An 18,050-nucleotide genomic window follows, 5' to 3' on the forward strand; every position below is an offset into this window, starting at 1 on the left:
TCGAGAGAGGTAGCCAAATCAAGAATTTTGCCTTAGGTGGAGAATGAATAATGAAAAAGATGTTACTTGCACTGTTATCGTTCAGTGCGCTTATTAGCGGTATTGCGTTCGCTGAACTCGACAACCCTGGCGGTATAGGCGGATTAGAGTCACTGCGTGGTAGTGCTCAGTTAGAAGATACACGTCCTGCGGATGAGATGAAAAAATATCCAAAAGATCAAACTGTCGCCACAAACTATGTGTATCAGCCGCCTTTAATACCACATAGCATTCGTAACTATGAAGTGTCGCTGAATGCCAACAAGTGTCTTGCGTGTCACAGTTGGAAAAATGCCAAAGAAATGGGCGCAACTAAGATTAGTGTCACTCACTACGTAAACCGCGAAGACGCCGTATTAGCTGACGTCTCACCACGACGTTACTTCTGTCTGCAGTGTCATGTTCCTCAGGCTGATGCTCAGTCACTAATAGAGAACGAATTCAAAAAAGTGGACTCACTGAAGTAATTCGTGCGTGACTAATTAAGAGGCTATATATGAAATTAATTAAAGCGTTTTGGAAGCGACTAACAACCCCGAGTAAAGCTGCTGTAGGTGTGGTTTTGTTTATGGGTTTTACGGGTGGTCTTCTATTCTGGGGCGCATTTAACACGGGGATGGAAGCAACCAATACCGAAGAGTTTTGTTCTGGTTGTCACGCCCCTATCGTCGCAGAAATTCAAGAGACTATTCACTACTCTAACCGCTCGGGTGTTCGAGCTATTTGTAGTGACTGTCACGTTCCACATGAATGGACAGATAAGATCGTGCGTAAGGTTCAAGCATCGAAAGAACTATTTGCCCACTTCGTGACGAAAACTATTGATACACCTGAGAAATTCCAGGCTCGACGCGCTCATTTAGCGGAACGCGAGTGGCTACGCTTGAAGGGCAATGATTCACTTGAATGTCGTAACTGTCACGAATTTGAATTTATGGACTTTTCTGAGCAAGGCCAACGTAGTGCTAAACAACACTCAACTGCACTCGCATCGGGTGATAAAACGTGTGTTGATTGTCATAAAGGTATCGCTCACAAACTACCTGACATGAAAGATGTCGACGGCTGGCAATAAGGGAGAGCACCATGAGTACGTTAGAATCTGTAATTTGGCATATCCTTGGTTACACTGCCATGCCATTTATTATTTTGTCTGGTTTTGCAGTCGTGGCGGTAATTTCTATGTGGTTACTGTCATTAGGTAAAGATAAACAAGTGTAATTAGTTTAATTACAAACCATCACAATAAAGCCACCGATAATACGGTGGCTTTATTTTATCAAGCGTCCAAGTTAAATATCTGGGTAGCCTTGAGGGTTATTCGACTGCCAACGCCAGGTATCTGTTGTCATATCATCCAAGCTACGTACCGCTTCCCATCCCAATTCTTGCATCGCTTTCGATGGGTCTGCCCAGCACTCTGCAATATCACCAGCACGTCGTGCTACAACTTGATAAGGGACTTGCTTACCACTGGCCGCTTCAAACGCTTTGACCATTTCCAACACACTAGAGCCATTACCCGTTCCAAGATTGTAGATGTGCAAACCCATTTTGGCCCCAACGTTTTCCAGCGCTGCAATATGACCATCAGCCAAATCAACAACATGAATATAGTCACGAACGCCCGTGCCATCTGGGGTTGGGTAATCATTGCCAAAAACGGATAAACAATCACGTCGCCCTACTGCAACTTGTGACACGAACGGCATCAAGTTGTTAGGAATACCTTGTGGATCTTCACCAAGTTCACCACTCGGATGCGAGCCAACGGGGTTAAAGTAACGTAATAAGGTAATACTCCAGTCTGGGTTAGCGTGATGAAAATCTGTTAAACACTCTTCAACCATTAACTTGCTGCGCCCATAAGGGTTGGTCGCGCTAGTTGGAAAATCTTCGGTAATAGGCACAGACGCTGGATCACCATATACGGTTGCAGATGATGAAAAAACTAATGATTTAACGCCTGCTTCTTGCATTGCAGCCACCAAAACTAAGGTTCCATTAACGTTGTTGTCGTAGTATTCAAGCGGCTTTACTACCGATTCACCAACGGCCTTAAGACCTGCAAAATGTATCACCGCATCAATAGCGTGGGTTTTTAACGTCTTGGTTAGCAGTGCTTTGTCGCGAATATCACCTTTTACAAAATCAAGCCGGTGTCCAGTGACTTTTTCTATACGTTGCAACACTGCTTGCTTGCTGTTGTAAAGGTTATCAAAAATAACTGGAGTAATGCCGGCACCCAGCATTTGAATGCAAGTATGGCTGCCAATGTAGCCCATTCCACCAGTGACTAAAACTTTCATATTACGCGCCTTTTTTAGAATATTTTCATCATCATACCTAAGCATAATGAGTCAATACAGAAACATTGTAAATCTTACACAAACAACAAAATGGACTTCACTTAACCTGTCTAGATCACGTCAATGACTTTTCGTTATCGCTAAGCTGAGCACCGATTAAGTAAACAATGAAATTGATCACTGAATATTTAAGTCAATTGAAACATGTTACTGAATAACATGCATAAGGATATGAGTAATTAATGACAAAACGTTCAATCAGTCTTAATTGTGATATGGGTGAAAGCTTTGGCCATTGGGTGATGGGCAACGACGCGCAAGTGATGCCACATATCGACATGGCCAGTATTGCTTGTGGTTTTCATGCTTCTGATCCACAGATAATGAGTAAGACCGTTCAACTTGCGCTTAGCTACGATGTTCAGATCGGCGCTCACCCGAGTTATCCCGATCGACAAGGTTTTGGTCGTCGCAGCATTCCTATGTCGGCAGACGAAATAACCAATATGCTGATCTATCAAATCGGTGCACTAAAAGCGCTGTGCGAAAGTCACAATGCCGAACTGCGTTATGTCAAACCTCATGGCGCCTTATATAATGATATGCAAACTAATCTAACGGTGTTTGAAGCGGTACTTGATGCCGTGTCGAGTTTTGATCTGCCGCTAATGACGCTAGCCATCACCGATAACCAACCTCTGCTTGACCTTGCCGACCGATACGATGTCCCTTTGCTATTTGAAGCCTTTGCTGACCGACGCTATCAAGTAAATGGTCAACTTGCCTCACGCAGCAATTCTGATGCGGTTTTGACAAGTCCTGACGATATATTAAGCCAAGCACAACAAATTGCACTTTACGGCAAAGTGCGCACTATCGATGGCTTCACGATTCCCTTAGAAGTCGACACCATTTGTGTTCATGGTGATAACCCGCAAAGCATCAGCGTCATCGAGCAAATTAAACAACTGTTGACTAAGGAGGGCTCTTTGTCATGAAGCTCAACGCCTCAATCGATCCCGTTGCAGAATGCTCAATATTAATTCGTTTTGATAGTGAACCCAGTGATCACTTGTCATGGGTCATTGGTGAAATCAGCCATTATCTCAGCAATCAATTAGGCGCATGGGTGATGAATGTAACACCTTCATTCAACACCATCTTGGTTGACTACCTGCCTCATCGCATTTCGATATTTGAGTTTGTCCCGTACCTTGAACATTTGGTCACTGAAGCATTAGAAAACATGCCTGAATCTCATCAATCAGAGGTGATCACACTTCCTATTTACTATGATTTATCTGTCGGCCCAGATCTGGCGCTTTACCAATCCGACGGAATCGATATTGACCGTTTTCGTGATCTTCATAGTCAAGTTGAGTATACCGTTGGTGCAATTGGCTTTTCTGCCGGGTTTGCGTTTCTGACTGCGGTTGATCATCAAATCAGGCGTCCGAGAAAAGCGTCGCCACGTGTCACCGTGCCTAAAGGCAGTGTGGGGATCGCGAACAATCAAACGGCGATTTATCCTAGTGAGTCGCCAGGTGGCTGGAATATCATCGGTAACTGTCCAACTCAGCTTTATCATCCAGAGAGAGCAAAAGTATTACCGTTCAGTATCGGGACTAAAGTGCGTTTCGAGTCGATTGATTACGACACGTTTGTTCAGCTTGGTGGCAAGGTAAACAAGGATTGGCAATGACATCAACAAACTTTATTGAAGTAATAAAACCTGGCCAACAGACACTGATTCAAGACTTTGGACGTTTTGGTTTAGCTCATTTTGGTATTACTCAAGGTGGCCCGGTGGATGACTACGCGTACAGTTGGGCAAACCATTTACTTGGTAATACTGTAAATATGGCGGCGCTTGAAATCACTTTAGGTCAGGCAGAGTTTCTCATTCATGCTTCTTGTGAGATGGCGATTGCTGGCGGCGATCTCTGCGCTCGTCTTGATGGACAACTGCTGACTAATTGGTCAACGTTTCGGGCGGTTAAGGGACAAACACTCACCTTTGGCTTACCGAAAAACGGTTTACGTGCCTATTTGGCCATCAAAGGGGGATTTAACGTGATGCCTCATCTTGGTAGTGTCGCCACTGTGACTCGTGATCAATTGGGCGGATTAGCTGGTGGAAACCCTCTATCTTTGGGTGATGTACTTAATTTTACACCACATACGATTCGTGCTCGTCCTGTTCAAACAACATTTCGCTTTAAGCCTGATTACAATTTACCACTAGAGCTGCGGTTTATTGAAGGATACCAAGTTAATGATTTTGATCGTGATGCGGTCGACTCGATATATAGCCAACAGTTTGAGGTCAGCCAGTTAATCAACCGCATGGGTTACCGCCTGTCAGGAAGTCGAATTCAACCGCCAAACAAAGAGTATTTATCAGAAGGCATTGCGCTGGGCGCAGTTCAAGTAACGCCTAGTGGTGAACCAATTGTGTTGCTGAATGACCGACAAACGATTGGTGGCTATCCTAAAATTGGTTGTGTCGCGCGCATCGATCTACCACGTCTTGCTCAAGCGAAACCAGGGCAAAAAGTGTCATTTGTTCGCGGCGACTTACTCGGTCTGCAAGATGTATGGGGACAATGGGCGCGATTTTTCGGCTATTAATATTGTGACTCTGTGGATAGCAATCTGTGGATGGCAATGGGCAGTGACCTCGCCCATTGTTATTCAGAAACTTATTAGCCCGTAATATAAATACGTTAGCCCTAAACACTAACCTTTACTCGCCGCAATTAACGCTTCATTTTCTATCACTTGCGACCATATGTCAGTCAAGATCAAATGGTCGAATGGTCGCCATCTCATCGATGGAATATTCAGAACTGCATAAAGCTGTGCACTGACGTCATGCCAGTATTTGTCACTGAGGTAGACTTGGCGATTTACTGGCTCAGTAAGATAGGTTTGATGGTCTTGCCCCATTTGCAAAAACCAGTCTTCGGGAAACCGCTCATTATAGTGAGGTAAAGTGTGTGCCCAGGTCTGAGACGACAAATACCAGTAAGGCTTGCTTAGGTAGGCATTAAACATAGGACCATAGACAGATTCAGACCAAATGTGCTGCTGCCACGACACAGGTAAAAAATGTAACCTTTGTTGTTGGCGCAGTTCATATTGAAAACGAAACACAAAATCACCGAGTACTGTCCAAGCTTTATGCGTATCCATGGATGAAATAATTTCTCTTATCGATTGATACATATAGGGTAGAGCTTGCTGCGCAGTTAAACTTTCAGGGATCTCTTCAAGTACGTCGATAAGCTGCGGCATATCTTTTTCTATCACCTGCAGCGAGGGATTACCCAAATAAGGTAACGCAAAAAAATGATCCTCATTTCTGTGTTGCCATTGAGTCCATAAGTTAATGTAAGGCTCATCTAATTCAGCTTCAGACCAAGCATGTTGATAATGCTGGGAGAGGTATTCTTGTGTATCGAGTGTGAGTAAAGGCTGGCTTAATCTCGTCAGCAGCGGATCTTTTGTCTCATCGAATAACACTTCTCGCCCTTCGTATACACTGCAGCTATAGAGACCACACACCAACTCACCCTCATCGACTAGAAAACGTCCCGTCTCAAGTTCAATGAAGGTCGCAGGACGCTGCATGATCTGGAGAGAAAAGTTGTTAATAGCAATGTCTCTCGCCCTTTGGTAGAGATTTCGCTGATAAAGGATAAGATCATCGCTTGCGATAACCGATTTAATTGCTTCATCAATCGCGGTTTTCTGCATATTAATTAAAGTCTGTCGCCAATTTGATATATGCTCAATAGCTTGGTCAACCATTTTTTGCTTGTAGGAAAAAAAGTGACTTCTAGCCTGCTCATTTATTTGATGTCTTCCAACACCTATAACCATAAGGTTTGCTATTAACGCTTGGTAACTACATTCTCTAAGGCTCTGGCGTTCATTAGCACTGGTACTTTCATCCGCTTGTAATTTATTCTCAATCAACTGGCGTTCACTGATGCAAGCTCTGTCACCAAAAGGATGAGTTAAGTGCTCCGTCGAATTATAACGGTTGAGCATAAGATGAACGAACTCTGAATCCATTTGTGCGAAGGTCTCATCCAACACCTTTTCGATCTCTAATACTTTTGCACTAAAAGCCGCATCGTAATGCAACATGTGAACACTAATGATCCGTTTAGCAAGCTCATTAGTATGGTTTTTCAGCTGTTGGTACTGATGATAGAGATGAGTCGCTGTAGCTCTATTGACGATGGCTTCCGGATTGTCGTTGACATAAGTGTAACGACCCAGTTTCACAAATTTCTCAAGACGATTAGAGCTATCCATATGAGACAAGGTGTCATAATAACTGACTGCAAAACCTATAAATGGTATTGGTTCTAATGTTACTGCAAGTCTATCTAGAGCACTGGCTGAGTCATCCCACATCGTTCTTACCAATCGGTCGTACCAAGGAAGTAAAGTCATGACATCTGAGCCTGCGGATAAGCCTCCCGCAACTCCATGAAGCAGTTGTCGGCTCAAGGTACGTTGTGCAAGACGCTGAAACTGACTTTTTCTTGAGCCAGAAGCAGTGCCTATTGCTTGAGTATTTTCCTGTAAGGCCAATGCTAAACCAGACCAACCTCGACCTTCTGTAAGGACACTGTCTTGTGGAAAAACCAAACTCGGTATTTGCTCGATAGCAGAGAGAGATTGAGCATTTTGCAAGCTAGATGAGAATTCCGTATCAAGTCGAGAGAGCCAAGCCTCTTCTTGCTCAAGCTGGCTATTAAGTAAATTACACCTTTGTTCTGCTTGGACTTGAAAAAATATAAGGGAGAATGAGATAGCTAAGCAGTATCTAAATTTCATTACAAGAACCAGCATTTTTTGAGTTGAGGAAGAGGTTTTTCTGGAATGAGCGTTACGTCTTGCTGCAATGCAAGTTCGGTCCATGCTTGTTTTAACTGAAATGGATGCATTCTAGCATGTACCGCAAGCTCTCCAGTGTGATTAATCATGAGTGAGGTGCCCTGCCCGGAAATATGCTGAGCTAACCGAATTGCGTTGACTTCATTGTTGGGAGCAAACAAAGCAACATGACGGGCTTGTCGAACACTTGCTAGCCCTTCACCTGTGATTTCACCTGTTCCCATCGACACAAATTTAACCTCTGCATTTGGATTATTAGTGGCGCTGGCAATTGTCTTTTGTTGCAATTCACGAATAAATTTCTTTTTGCCATAAGAAAGGCTTCCAAACTCATCGCCCTCAAGAATAACAATATCGCTGTCTGTGGCGAGAGCGATATCAATAGCATTCTTAGCATCTCGGTTAATCTTTGCAGTTGTGTTATGCCCTCCAAACATACTTGAGGTCATAACAACTAACGGGTTGTCAGACTTATCCAGGTAAGAAGTTGTGGTATAGGTACGTTCAGCCATGGCACTGACTTTACCCGGCCGACGACGAATCATAGAGGTACTTTTACTGCCAAGACTAGGCGAGTCCATATGTCGATAGGGTATCATCCGACTTGGCCAGTACATATCTCGACTTGGTGCTCCTAACTCCTTGGCTAAGTGGTATTCACTCACTGGTTTTTCTTTTTTTAACAATGCAAGATTGGTTTTTACTTCTTTGTATTCATCCTTTGATACACTGCCTTGCTTTTTGGCTTGATACCAAAGATCACCATAGCTCTCACGACGCTCAATTGATCGCTGGCGCGTAACGGTAGGTTTTTTTATCGCTGTAGAAAACTCCTTATTGCGATAAGCAAGCCCTGTTGCTTCGAATTCTTTTCGTGCAAGCTGAAACTCAACGCGATCACCTTGCCTAAAAGCCATCCCTTGCTCACTCACCCCATCAACAGGCGCAACATGTGACACAGTGCGAACTCCTGTAGGTAAACCACCAGAGAGATAATCTCGGGCATGCACCAATTCATGGCCTAGCGCCACAGATGGCTTAATAGTCTCAGTTGACCCCGGAATGACAACCTCTGCATTGGGACTAAAATAAATACGAGAAGGTACACCAAGACCATTTGATTGGTGACCAATGTATGATGGGTCCGCAATTAAAGGCTCAGTGACAAAGTTTTTGTTCGCCGTTGCATCACTTATGACAACATGGATTTTTTTCAGCACGCTTTCAGGTGCAGTTGAATTCGAGTAAGGCAAAGCCCTTGGTTGGCCAGGTAGTGGTAGTGGGTGATAATGTGAGACTTGATTTAAAAGCGCTCTACCACTTGGTGTGCTTTTAATCTCATCTAACAAATTAGCTATATCAGCAATATAATCATGAGACGCACTTTGTACATAAATCCCTTTTTCCATCTTAAACAGATAGCCTTTAGGATCGTTAACATCAATGATGACCTCACCATCGGCAGGACCATAATATATATTGGCTGAGGTATTAACAGCATAAAACAAGAATAAGATGACAAGTAAGCCTCTCATTTTTAACCTCTTTTATTAGCTTATCAATTTATAGTTCAAACAGGAGCCCATTGACCTTTTTATAATCCTGACAATACTCACTTAGTTGCATTTATTTTAAACGTCGAGAGTCTGCAATAAGCGAGTTAAATAAAAAATCATTATGACCAAACTATGCACATTAATGTGATCTGAAACACGAAATGTGGAGGGTATTGATAAATCAAATGCTGTAGGGGCCGCTTAACTTCTCGGAGCGGAATAGAAAGGACGCCATGAAGGCTTGTTGGTTTTGAGATCCAAGAGATCCAAGCTTACGGCGCCAAGTTTAGGTTGAACTTGGCGCCTTATTAGACTTTTATTGACCGTAGTATTGCGCCAACTGAGCAGGATATGACCTCTGCTGAGCTAACTGTTCAGCCCGCAATTCTACATCTTCAGCGCTTAAGCTGTGCATGACAGGATGCAGATCTTCAATCACGTCAGTGTGATATGCGAAAAGTTGCCATTGCTTAACTAGCTTTATCGCCGCTTCTAAAGCCGAAGACCCTTTAACGACTTCGACGCGCGCATAGTGATCGCCTTCAAACGTCACATCAGCCGCACGCAGCGTTTCGTCTTGTCCTGGGATCTGCTGTGCACCAAATAGTGGCGTTCCATATTCGTTGGCATCAACATAACTTGGAATATATTTCGCCATATGTTCAATCGCACGTTGACTACGCTCGACCACAACAGACGAGTCCCAGCCTTTTTGAATCTTGTTAAGCAGTCTCAACGGTAACTTAGGCTGAGACGACCCATGTTCATTGGCGACAAGTCCATCTTCAAATAAAGTGATGTCTTTGGTCATACCGTGCAATTGAAATACCCCATCCGGATAGGGGGTTAACTGAGCCATACCATTTGGGGTCCCACGTTGACCATGGAAAATCACCTCAGGCCACAGTTCATTGCACTGCGACCAACGCGTTACATAGGCCGCTTTGAACTCAACCAGACGCTGACGCGACTTTTTGGCTAAGTCATCAATTGACCCTGTTTCATAGCCACAAGCATTGACAAGATAATCGACCTTGAGACAACTAAGTTTGCCACTGTCGCTGCGGTATTCTATCTTCCAACCATCGTCATACTCTTCAACGCCGACGACTTGCGTATTGGTCATTAACTGGCAATTAGGCATCTGCTCTAAGGCTAAGGTTGCCGATGCCGCAATACGAAAGACACTCCAGCCTGGCTCTTGCACCCCAACAATTGGAAATTGCAAAGCATCGAGATCGGTATGTTTGGCAAAAGGGATCAACCATTCGTCGATTGAATTTGGTTGAGCCGGTTGCTCCTGCATGGCTAACATTTCGATCTCTTCACGAGTGTAGAATTTATAGTACTGAGACGGCTCACCCAATACTTTATTCGCAGGATCTGCCTCAACTAACTCACGATAACAGTTTTGGATAGTGACTAAACGATCTCTGAGCGCATCCGGACTGCCATCATCACTGCATGGTACTGCAATCACGGTTGGGCGGTGGTTTATCGTTTGTGGATAGAGTCGCACCGTATCAATAGACTGTTTAAGTAATTCAACACACTGCTGAGTTGATATCTCTCTGTACAAATTTCCACCAGCATGCAAATGACAGATTGGTGGACCACAGACCAAACTTGCGCTCTTTTCTATTAGAGTGATATTCATACCGAGTTCGGCTAAGTGAACCGCGGCTGTTGCTCCTGCAATACCACCACCGATGATCGCGATTTTTGGGCTGACTGATGTCTGTTGTTCAGATTGCATTAATTTTGCTAATTCATTCATTATCAGAACATTTTACTCGTTATATCGGGCGAAAAAAATCACAATTTTTACAGGGTAAAAATGCGACGTTGAAACGTAAAAAAAATGCAAAAAAAGTCTTGACTTAGATTTGAATAATTCAGAAATGAACAACATTGTGAATAACAGAAATGCCAAGGACTTTACGGCTATTGGGCTATAACAAAATCACCTTAAGAGTCGGGCTGAGTTATCCCAAACTTTATCCACCGTTTTTGTGGATAACTGTAATTCTCAGCCCGTATGATGTTAGCTAACTGCTTTATTTATAGGGGTTAGTAGCCGTTTAATCAAACTATTAACCACTAAAGCAAGTGTGCAAAACGTGCTTATAGGTAGCGCCAACCACAGCATGCCATGCAGCTTAGGTGGTAAATCGAAACCAAACCATACAATCGCAGCAACCACCGCCTCAGAGCCTAATATGGCGATAAAACTGGCGACTAATGCCATCAAACCATACTCTGCCCAGATGGTCTGTTCTACCCGCTTTTTACTTGCCCCTAAGGTGCGATAAAGCTGAATTTCGTCTTGTCGCTGACCTAAGCTTAATCTAAGTAACGTGAATATTAATAACAAGCCTGATAGCACACCAATCCCAGCTAATAACGTAATCGACCAGACTATTTGCTCTAAGAGTTGTTGTATCTTCTCGCCCATCACTCGAATATCCATCAAACTAACCGTCGGGTGTTGCCGTGACAAACGGTTTAACAAGTCACCTTGATTGTCTGCAAGTCTAAAACTGACCAAATATGTGGCGGGTATATTCTCAAGTACATCGGGGGAAAAAATGAAGTAAAAATTCGGCTTCATATCTCGCCACTCGACCGCGCGTATTGAATTTACCTGTGCACTCACCAATTGGCTGTTAATGACAAAATCGAGCGTATCACCAATCGCTAAACCTAAATCTTCAGCCACATCCGATTCGACAGACACACCATTCTTCGCAGTCCAATCGCCTTGCAGCAACTGGTTATGCTCAGGAATGCCTGTCGCGAAGGTAAAGTTAAGCTCTCGCCTTAAAGCGTCACTGGCCTCTTCACCGTTAGCCGCCTGCTTAGCGTCAATGCCATTGACTTGCGTTAAACGTCCGCGAATGATCGGATAAGCCTCTGAACGCTCGATACTATTGTCATCAAGCACCTGCAAATACGCCTGTTTTTCATAAGGTGCAATGTTGAGCGCAAATGCGTTGGGTGCATTTTCAGGTAGAGTACGTTGCCAATCGGATAACAGATCAGTGCGAACTAGCCACATGGTAGAAAGAAGCATTAATGACAGCGCGAGTGCGCCAAACTGTATGCCAGTTGCCGTCATTGAGCGATTGATTCGGCTCAGCGCCAACTTAAATGCCGTATTGAGTGGTGCTTTACCCAGTAATTTGGTTAAACCAATACTGACAATGGCTAAGGCCAAAAACAGCACAATAATGCCACCAAGTACAATCCAAACCAGTAGGTTGTCGTAGTACGCCAGAATCATAGGAAAAATCGGTACCATCACCAACCAATAGTGAGCTCGTTTTTGGTTATGATTCGCTTTTGGCTGCATGACATTGATTGCACTAATGTTGACCAAACCAATAAGGGGAATACCCAGTGCAGGAATCGCGATAAGCGAACTGGTAAGTATGGACACCAGCACAGGTTTTAGTCCATAACTCGGAAGCGGACTGGGTAGTAAATCAACCAAAGGAATACGCAGTAAGTACTCTAATAATACCCCGACGCCAATACCTATTACGACAGCTGTGATGAATAACATTGCCACTTGAATTAGCAACCAATGGCTTATCCAACGTCTGCTCGCCCCTAGGCTTTTCAGCATCGCAATGGTCTTGCGTCGCGTCGAAACGTAGTGCTGGCATGTCAAGACTAGGGTTGTCGCTGCCATGATCACAACAATTGCTACGGTCAGCGATAAATATTGCTGCGTACGTTGAAACACTTCATTAGTGCGACTGGCACTATTTTGATCGCGCCATCGGTCGCTAGGCGTAAGTTCTACCGATTGCTTTAGTTGCTCGATGACCTGTTCGTCACCATTGATATAAACATTAAAACGCACACGGCTGCCTAACTGAACTGCGCCCGTTTTATCAAGATCATTGCTATGAATAAATGCAGATGGCATTTGCTGAAATGGATTGAAGCTCAATCCAGGCTCCTCGTTGATTTTTCCGCTTACGACAAAATCAGCATCACCCACAGTGACAGCGTCACCAATTGAGACTTCAAGTTGAGAAAAGAGTCGCTCATCTAACCACAATTCGCCAGGTTGAACGCTCGACGAGGTATTTTTGCCGTCAAACAAAACCATTTCACCACGCAGTGGGTAACGACTGTCGACCGCTTTAACCGTGATTAACTGCATCGATTTATCACTAAACGCCATAGTGCGAAATCGTGTTTGCTGCGAAGTGATTAAGTCAAGTGATTGAGTCAGTTGATAGAACTGTGAGTCGATCGGATTAGAGGAGACAAAGACCGTATCGGCAGTTAATGCTTGTTTGCCCTGTTTAACAATCACCTGCTCCATACGTTCAGCCAATGCCGTTAATGCAAAGATACAAGCGATGATCAAGGTCAAGGCAATGCTAACGGGCCACAGTTGACCATGTTTTATCTCGTTAAGACTCCAACTCACTAAGCGTTTGTTTTTGTTGAGTCCAATCGGGGTTGCAGCAGACATTATGACTCCTCCAACAGACCAGCTTTCATTGTGAAGGTGCGATCGCAGCGCTGGGCAAGTTTAGGATCATGAGTCACCAACACCAACGTTGTGCCATGTTGTTTATTTAGCTCAAACAGCAATTCAATGATCTTGCCTGCCGTTTGTTGGTCGAGGTTACCCGTTGGTTCATCGGCAAACAGTACACGGGGCTGAATCATAAACGCTCGTGCAAGTGCGACACGTTGCTGCTCTCCCCCAGAAAGCTGCGATGGAGAGTGATGCGTTCTAGTACCAAGCCCTACTGACTCCAACAAATCAATGGCCCGCTGCTTATCTTCTGCATCGCCTTTTAACAAACAAGGAAGCGTCACATTGTCGATAGCACTTAGACTTGGTATTAACAAAAAGCTTTGGAAGACAAAACCCACTGCCTCGCTGCGAATCGCTGCACGTTGCTCGTCATTAAGTTGATGGATGGGCTTTCCTAATAGATGAATCTCACCCGTTGTCGGGGTATCTAGGCCAGCCAATAAAGTCATTAGTGTTGATTTACCCGCTCCTGAGGTGCCGACAATCGCAACACTTTCACCCTCTTTGATATCGAGATTTACATCATCAAGGATTGTTAATTGCTCTTGATTAGTAGAGACTATTTTACACAATGATTGAGCTTTAATAACGGACGTTTGCATGATGCGACTACTTTCCTTTGTCTTAATAATTTTTTGTTTAAACCCAGCCTATGGCAAAACCCTGTTAATTCTCGGTGACAGCTTAAGTGCGGGTTATCAAATGCCGATTGAAAAAGCTTGGCCCTCTCTTATTACGCATGATTTAGCGGAAAAGGGTCAAAACATTCAAGTCATTAACGCAAGTATCTCAGGAGATACGACCGGTAACGGCCTTGCAAGGTTGCCCAACTTACTCAGCCTACATCAACCAGATTACGTCTTGATTGAGCTTGGCGCAAACGATGGTTTACGCGGTTTTCCACCGAGCCTGATTCAAACCAACTTGGTGAATATGATTGAGATGGTACGCAGCGCACAGGCCAAGCCACTTTTGATGCAGATCCACGTATTACCAAATTACGGAAAGCGCTACACTGAAGCCTTCTCTGCTATTTACCCACAAGTTGCTGAAAAACAAAAACTTCCATTGTTACCCTTTTTCTTAGAAGGGGTGGTTATTAAACCAGAATGGATGATGAGCGATGGGTTACATCCTAAAGCAGAAGCGCAAGCTTGGATTGCAAATTTTGTTGCCAATCAATTGATTAATTACCTCTAATTGCCCTAGCTCAATAAACTTTGTAACACTTTACGTTACCTTGTTGAGATGCCTATGGCGGTTGAAGGAATAAACAATGATTATCGAACCTGTTATCCATGGTGTTGTTGCACGCAGCGCTCATCCTCTGGGTTGCCAACAAGCAATTCTAAATCAAATTAACTATGTTAAGTCAGCTCAACCAATCAAGCATGGTCCTAAACGTGTACTGATCCTCGGCGGATCATCAGGATTTGGTTTAGCGTCGCGTATCGCGCTTACCTTCGGTGGTGCAGAGGCTGACACCATTAGTGTTTCATACGAGAAAGCACCGTGTGCTGATAGAACCGCCTCTGCTGGATTTTACAACGATTACTACTTCCAGCAGTTTGCCAATCAACATGGTCGTCAGGCGATTAACATTCACGGCGATGCTTTTTCCGATCAGATCAAGACTGAAGTCATTGAAGCAATAGAGACGTACTTCGAAGGTGAAGTGGATCTGATCATTTACAGTGTCGCCAGTGGCATTCGTCCCGATCCAGAAAGTGACAAAATTTGGCGCTCTTCAATAAAACCGATGACAGAGCCAGTATCTGGCGCGACTTTAGTGCTGGAAAATGATCATTGGCAACAGGCCCATTTAGCAGTAGCGTCCGAGCAAGAAGCGCTCGAAACAATTAAAGTAATGGGTGGAGAAGATTGGGAGCGCTGGATTGATGCTTTAATTAACGCAGAATCAATAGCCACTGATTGCAAAACCGTCGCTTTCTCATACATCGGCCCAGAGATCACTCATCCCATTTATCTTGACGGTACCTTAGGGCGTGCGAAAGTTGATTTGCATCAAACTAGTCACTCACTTAATCTAAAATTGGCCAATTTTGATGGCGGCGCTTATGCGAGTGTTTGTAAGGCTTTAGTGACCAAAGCCAGTGTGTTTATACCCGGACTAAGCCCTTACTTGATTGCACTGTACAAAGTAATGAAGCAGCAAGGCACACATGAAGGCTGCATTGAACAAATGCAACGCCTATTCACAACCAAGCTCTATGGACAAGACAAAGTTCCTGTTGATGGAGAACGCTTGATCCGTATTGATGATCTTGAGTTAGAAACATCGACACAGTTAAAAGTCGCTCAACTGATGGAAAGCTTAAACGCGGACAACTTTCGACACGTTGGCGATTATAACGGGTTCAAGCAAGAGTTTTTGAATCTTAACGGGTTTGGCTTTGAAAATATCGATTATTCTCAAGAGATAGATACTGATATGTTTATTAAATAAACTATCTGTTATAAAAGAAAATCTTAATTTTGAGACAATAGAAATTGAACGTCCCAGAGATTCTCTCTGGGCTTTTTTTTACCATAGCGATAGGGCATTCTGCCTACTAGACAAGAGTGTGGCCGTTTCCCTGACATAAAGTTTACCTGCGAACGTATCACAACGACTATGATTAATTGAAGGTGCAAGGATTGCACCTGTGACCATTTATCGCTCATGGAATATTTTATGTCCAAATTAAACACCAGCAATATGGCTATTCCGGCAGAAATGAGTTCTGCGTGGCAAGGTATTTTAAATCTGCTCGCCGAGATTGTTGCTACACCTGCGGCTCTGGTCATGCGAATTCATCCCCAGCACATTGAAGTGTTCTCAGCAAACAACAACCACCCCCATCCCTATCACATCGGCGATCAAGAATCATTGGGCTGCGGATTGTACTGTGAAACCGTGATCGAGACCAACCAACCGCTTTTGGTTGCTAATGCAATGCACGATAAGCAGTGGTGTCATAACCCAGATATCAAACTCGGGATGATTGCCTATTGTGGCTTACCCTTATTGTGGCCCAATGGTGATGTGTTCGGTACTATTTGTCTCCTAGATGATCAAGAGAATGCGTTTAATCGAACTTACCAACAACTTCTTGCGTCGTTTCGAGATTCCATTGAAGCTCAACTAACGACTCTGTATCAAAATCAGCGCCTTGAACAGGTCAACTCTGAGCTCAAGTCACGCGTAAAAACCCGTACCCAAGACTTAGTTGAGCTGAACTACTCACTCAACCAAGAGATAGACAAACGTCGCGCAGCAGAGCGCAAAGTGCGTTATCAGCAACGGCACGACATTGGCACAGGCTTTCTCAATCGTGCCGCGCTTGAATCAAAAGTCGCTGAAAAAATGAACACACTAGCTGGTAATACACAGCGCAAGATCGCCGCATTACACATTGGTTTTACCAACGGACGTCGCATTCAAGCGAAATATGGCTATGCGGCTTGGGAACAAATTCTGGTCACTTTTCGCCAACGGCTTATTAAGCATGATCAACGTGATGTGATGACAGCACGCCCCTCATCAAACGATCTTGTTTTGGTGTTAGACAGTGAACATTTTGAGCATGACATCAATCTTTTGTGTAGTGAGTTAGTGGCTGTAAGCCAGTCTGAATTTTTCGTCGAAGATCAAACGCTTCATCTACACAGCTATATCGGGGTAGCCAGTTCCGACGATACACAGTGTGGAAAAGACTTAATCAAATATGCGACTGAGGCAATGCAATCGTGTAAAGATTCTGGCCATAAATTCAGTTTCTACAACCAAGATATTGCTGATACACAAAAGAACATCAATCAACTTGAAAGCTACTTATTGCAAGCGGTTCGTAACGATGACTTACTGCTCTACTTCCAACCTAAGGTTGCCCCGCTGACACGAAAATGGATTGGTGCTGAAGCATTACTCCGCTGGCGACATCCGATACTAGGGGATATTTCTAATGAAACCCTTATTCACCTCGCAGAGCAAAATGGGCTGATTTTTGAGGTCGGCAGTTTTGTATTACGCTCGGCGATTGAAAAAGCGTCTGAATGGTTAAACTCTGTCGATGACTTTACCATCAGTATTAATGTTTCAGCAGTACAATTACAGAGCCCACAGTTTGTCAGCCAGCTTAAAGATTTACTCTCTGCTTATCAGCTTCCAGCGTCATACATTGAACTTGAAATCACTGAAAGTGGTTTGATTGCTGACGAAGTTATCGCGCGTAATACACTGACATCATTAAGCAACCTTGGAGTTACACTGTCACTTGATGACTTTGGGACTGGCTACGCTTCATTCAACTATTTAAAAAAATTCCCATTTGACGCGATTAAAATTGATAAGAGTTTCATTCAGCAACTTGAACACAGCGAGCAAGATAAAGAAATCGTTCGCTCGATCATTAATATCGCTAAAAAACTCGACTTGGCAGTCACCGTTGAGGGGATTGAGAATTCTGCGCACGAAACGTTCATATTAGCGGAAGGATGTGACATCGGCCAAGGCTATCTTTATGGTAAACCTATGCCTTGCGATGAGTTTGAATTGAGCTTTCTTAACCAAAATCATTCCCCTAACCGGTACTCATATTCGTAACTCGTCGCTTAGGTCTTTACTCTGCGACGAGCGGTTCCTATAATCCTCGCCCTTATCGTCAC

General features: G+C 43.9%; 15 protein-coding genes. 9 read left to right on the forward strand and 6 right to left on the reverse strand.

Annotated elements, in window-relative coordinates:
* Positions 1-50 precede the first annotated feature (50 nt).
* From ViNHUV68_RS18995 to ViNHUV68_RS19005, 3 genes are read left to right on the forward strand one after another with little or no spacing between them, the layout of a single operon-like run.
* A complete protein-coding gene (locus ViNHUV68_RS18995) occupies positions 51-506 on the forward strand; it encodes a nitrate reductase cytochrome c-type subunit (RefSeq protein WP_391090701.1) in 456 nt (151 codons plus the stop codon).
* A gap of 29 nt (positions 507-535) precedes the next feature.
* Positions 536-1,114, forward strand: coding sequence for a NapC/NirT family cytochrome c (locus ViNHUV68_RS19000; RefSeq protein ID WP_038176599.1), 579 nt, complete (start codon positions 536-538; stop codon positions 1,112-1,114).
* A gap of 11 nt (positions 1,115-1,125) precedes the next feature.
* Positions 1,126-1,260 carry a TIGR02808 family protein gene (locus ViNHUV68_RS19005; protein WP_391090703.1) on the forward strand — a complete coding sequence of 45 codons (135 nt, stop codon included), beginning with the start codon at positions 1,126-1,128 and terminating at the stop codon, positions 1,258-1,260.
* A 71-nt stretch (positions 1,261-1,331) separates the two neighbouring features.
* On the opposite strand, the gene galE is transcribed toward ViNHUV68_RS19005, so the two are convergent.
* A complete protein-coding gene (gene galE / locus ViNHUV68_RS19010; RefSeq protein WP_391090705.1) occupies positions 1,332-2,348 on the reverse strand; it encodes a UDP-glucose 4-epimerase GalE in 1,017 nt (338 codons plus the stop codon).
* Positions 2,349-2,590: 242 nt separating this feature from the next.
* Here galE and ViNHUV68_RS19015 point away from each other — a divergent pair, with 242 nt between their 5' ends.
* The 3 genes from ViNHUV68_RS19015 to ViNHUV68_RS19025 are packed head-to-tail and all read left to right on the forward strand — an operon-like array spanning position 2,591 to position 4,979.
* Positions 2,591-3,346: a 5-oxoprolinase subunit PxpA gene (locus ViNHUV68_RS19015; protein ID WP_391090707.1), complete on the forward strand. Its 756-nt coding sequence runs from the start codon at positions 2,591-2,593 to the stop codon at positions 3,344-3,346.
* Entirely contained in the window at positions 3,343-4,050 is a 708-nt protein-coding gene (locus tag ViNHUV68_RS19020; RefSeq protein ID WP_038176606.1) for an allophanate hydrolase subunit 1, read from the forward strand. The genes ViNHUV68_RS19015 and ViNHUV68_RS19020 overlap by 4 nt, the downstream gene beginning before the upstream one ends.
* Complete coding sequence (locus ViNHUV68_RS19025) at positions 4,047-4,979, forward strand: biotin-dependent carboxyltransferase family protein (protein WP_038176607.1); 933 nt, start codon at positions 4,047-4,049, stop codon at positions 4,977-4,979. Before ViNHUV68_RS19020 ends, ViNHUV68_RS19025 begins: the two co-directional genes overlap by 4 nt.
* 108 nt (positions 4,980-5,087) lie before the next feature.
* Here the strand turns inward: ViNHUV68_RS19025 and ViNHUV68_RS19030 are convergent, their stop codons facing one another.
* From ViNHUV68_RS19030 to ViNHUV68_RS19050, 5 genes are all read right to left on the reverse strand, one after another.
* Entirely contained in the window at positions 5,088-7,202 is a 2,115-nt protein-coding gene (locus ViNHUV68_RS19030) for a hypothetical protein (protein WP_391090709.1), read from the reverse strand.
* A complete protein-coding gene (locus tag ViNHUV68_RS19035) occupies positions 7,202-8,797 on the reverse strand; it encodes a M91 family zinc metallopeptidase (protein WP_391090711.1) in 1,596 nt (531 codons plus the stop codon). The genes ViNHUV68_RS19030 and ViNHUV68_RS19035 overlap by 1 nt, the downstream gene beginning before the upstream one ends.
* 337 nt (positions 8,798-9,134) lie before the next feature.
* A complete protein-coding gene (locus tag ViNHUV68_RS19040) occupies positions 9,135-10,574 on the reverse strand; it encodes an FAD-dependent oxidoreductase (RefSeq protein WP_391091872.1) in 1,440 nt (479 codons plus the stop codon).
* A gap of 288 nt (positions 10,575-10,862) precedes the next feature.
* A complete protein-coding gene (locus ViNHUV68_RS19045; protein ID WP_391090713.1) occupies positions 10,863-13,310 on the reverse strand; it encodes an FtsX-like permease family protein in 2,448 nt (815 codons plus the stop codon).
* Positions 13,310-13,984, reverse strand: a complete 675-nt coding sequence (locus ViNHUV68_RS19050; protein ID WP_391090715.1) for an ATP-binding cassette domain-containing protein — start codon at positions 13,982-13,984, stop codon at positions 13,310-13,312. Before ViNHUV68_RS19050 ends, ViNHUV68_RS19045 begins: the two co-directional genes overlap by 1 nt.
* On the opposite strand from ViNHUV68_RS19050, the gene tesA reads away from it, so the two are divergent.
* From tesA to ViNHUV68_RS19065, 3 genes are all read left to right on the forward strand, one after another.
* The gene (gene tesA / locus ViNHUV68_RS19055) at positions 13,983-14,582 is read left to right on the forward strand and encodes a multifunctional acyl-CoA thioesterase I/protease I/lysophospholipase L1 (protein ID WP_038176613.1); all 600 of its coding nucleotides are present in this window, start codon (positions 13,983-13,985) and stop codon (positions 14,580-14,582) included. The genes ViNHUV68_RS19050 and tesA overlap by 2 nt on opposite strands.
* A 76-nt stretch (positions 14,583-14,658) precedes the next feature.
* Positions 14,659-15,849, forward strand: a complete 1,191-nt coding sequence (fabV, locus tag ViNHUV68_RS19060) for an enoyl-ACP reductase FabV (protein WP_391090717.1) — start codon at positions 14,659-14,661, stop codon at positions 15,847-15,849.
* Between the two features lie 228 nt (positions 15,850-16,077).
* A complete protein-coding gene (locus ViNHUV68_RS19065; protein WP_038176615.1) occupies positions 16,078-17,988 on the forward strand; it encodes an EAL domain-containing protein in 1,911 nt (636 codons plus the stop codon).
* Positions 17,989-18,050 lie beyond the last annotated feature (62 nt).

The organism is Vibrio sp. NH-UV-68 (assembly GCF_042940635.1).
GTDB lineage: Bacteria > Pseudomonadota > Gammaproteobacteria > Enterobacterales > Vibrionaceae > Vibrio > Vibrio pacinii.

What these genes read in the sequence shown, in the direction of transcription:
- ViNHUV68_RS19015 (WP_391090707.1), top strand. Translation starts at nt 2,591, where the DNA reads ATGACAAAACGTTCAATCAGTCTTAATTGTGATATGGGTGAAAGCTTT.
- fabV (WP_391090717.1), top strand. Translation starts at nt 14,659, where the DNA reads ATGATTATCGAACCTGTTATCCATGGTGTTGTTGCACGCAGCGCTCAT.
- ViNHUV68_RS19020 (WP_038176606.1), top strand. Translation starts at nt 3,343, where the DNA reads ATGAAGCTCAACGCCTCAATCGATCCCGTTGCAGAATGCTCAATATTA.
- ViNHUV68_RS19045 (WP_391090713.1), bottom strand. Translation starts at nt 13,310, where the DNA reads ATGTCTGCTGCAACCCCGATTGGACTCAACAAAAACAAACGCTTAGTG.
- ViNHUV68_RS19065 (WP_038176615.1), top strand. Translation starts at nt 16,078, where the DNA reads ATGTCCAAATTAAACACCAGCAATATGGCTATTCCGGCAGAAATGAGT.
- ViNHUV68_RS19040 (WP_391091872.1), bottom strand. Translation starts at nt 10,574, where the DNA reads ATGCAATCTGAACAACAGACATCAGTCAGCCCAAAAATCGCGATCATC.
- ViNHUV68_RS19005 (WP_391090703.1), top strand. Translation starts at nt 1,126, where the DNA reads ATGAGTACGTTAGAATCTGTAATTTGGCATATCCTTGGTTACACTGCC.
- ViNHUV68_RS19025 (WP_038176607.1), top strand. Translation starts at nt 4,047, where the DNA reads ATGACATCAACAAACTTTATTGAAGTAATAAAACCTGGCCAACAGACA.
- ViNHUV68_RS19000 (WP_038176599.1), top strand. Translation starts at nt 536, where the DNA reads ATGAAATTAATTAAAGCGTTTTGGAAGCGACTAACAACCCCGAGTAAA.
- ViNHUV68_RS19035 (WP_391090711.1), bottom strand. Translation starts at nt 8,797, where the DNA reads ATGAGAGGCTTACTTGTCATCTTATTCTTGTTTTATGCTGTTAATACC.
- ViNHUV68_RS19030 (WP_391090709.1), bottom strand. Translation starts at nt 7,202, where the DNA reads ATGAAATTTAGATACTGCTTAGCTATCTCATTCTCCCTTATATTTTTT.
- tesA (WP_038176613.1), top strand. Translation starts at nt 13,983, where the DNA reads ATGATGCGACTACTTTCCTTTGTCTTAATAATTTTTTGTTTAAACCCA.
- ViNHUV68_RS18995 (WP_391090701.1), top strand. Translation starts at nt 51, where the DNA reads ATGAAAAAGATGTTACTTGCACTGTTATCGTTCAGTGCGCTTATTAGC.
- galE (WP_391090705.1), bottom strand. Translation starts at nt 2,348, where the DNA reads ATGAAAGTTTTAGTCACTGGTGGAATGGGCTACATTGGCAGCCATACT.
- ViNHUV68_RS19050 (WP_391090715.1), bottom strand. Translation starts at nt 13,984, where the DNA reads ATGCAAACGTCCGTTATTAAAGCTCAATCATTGTGTAAAATAGTCTCT.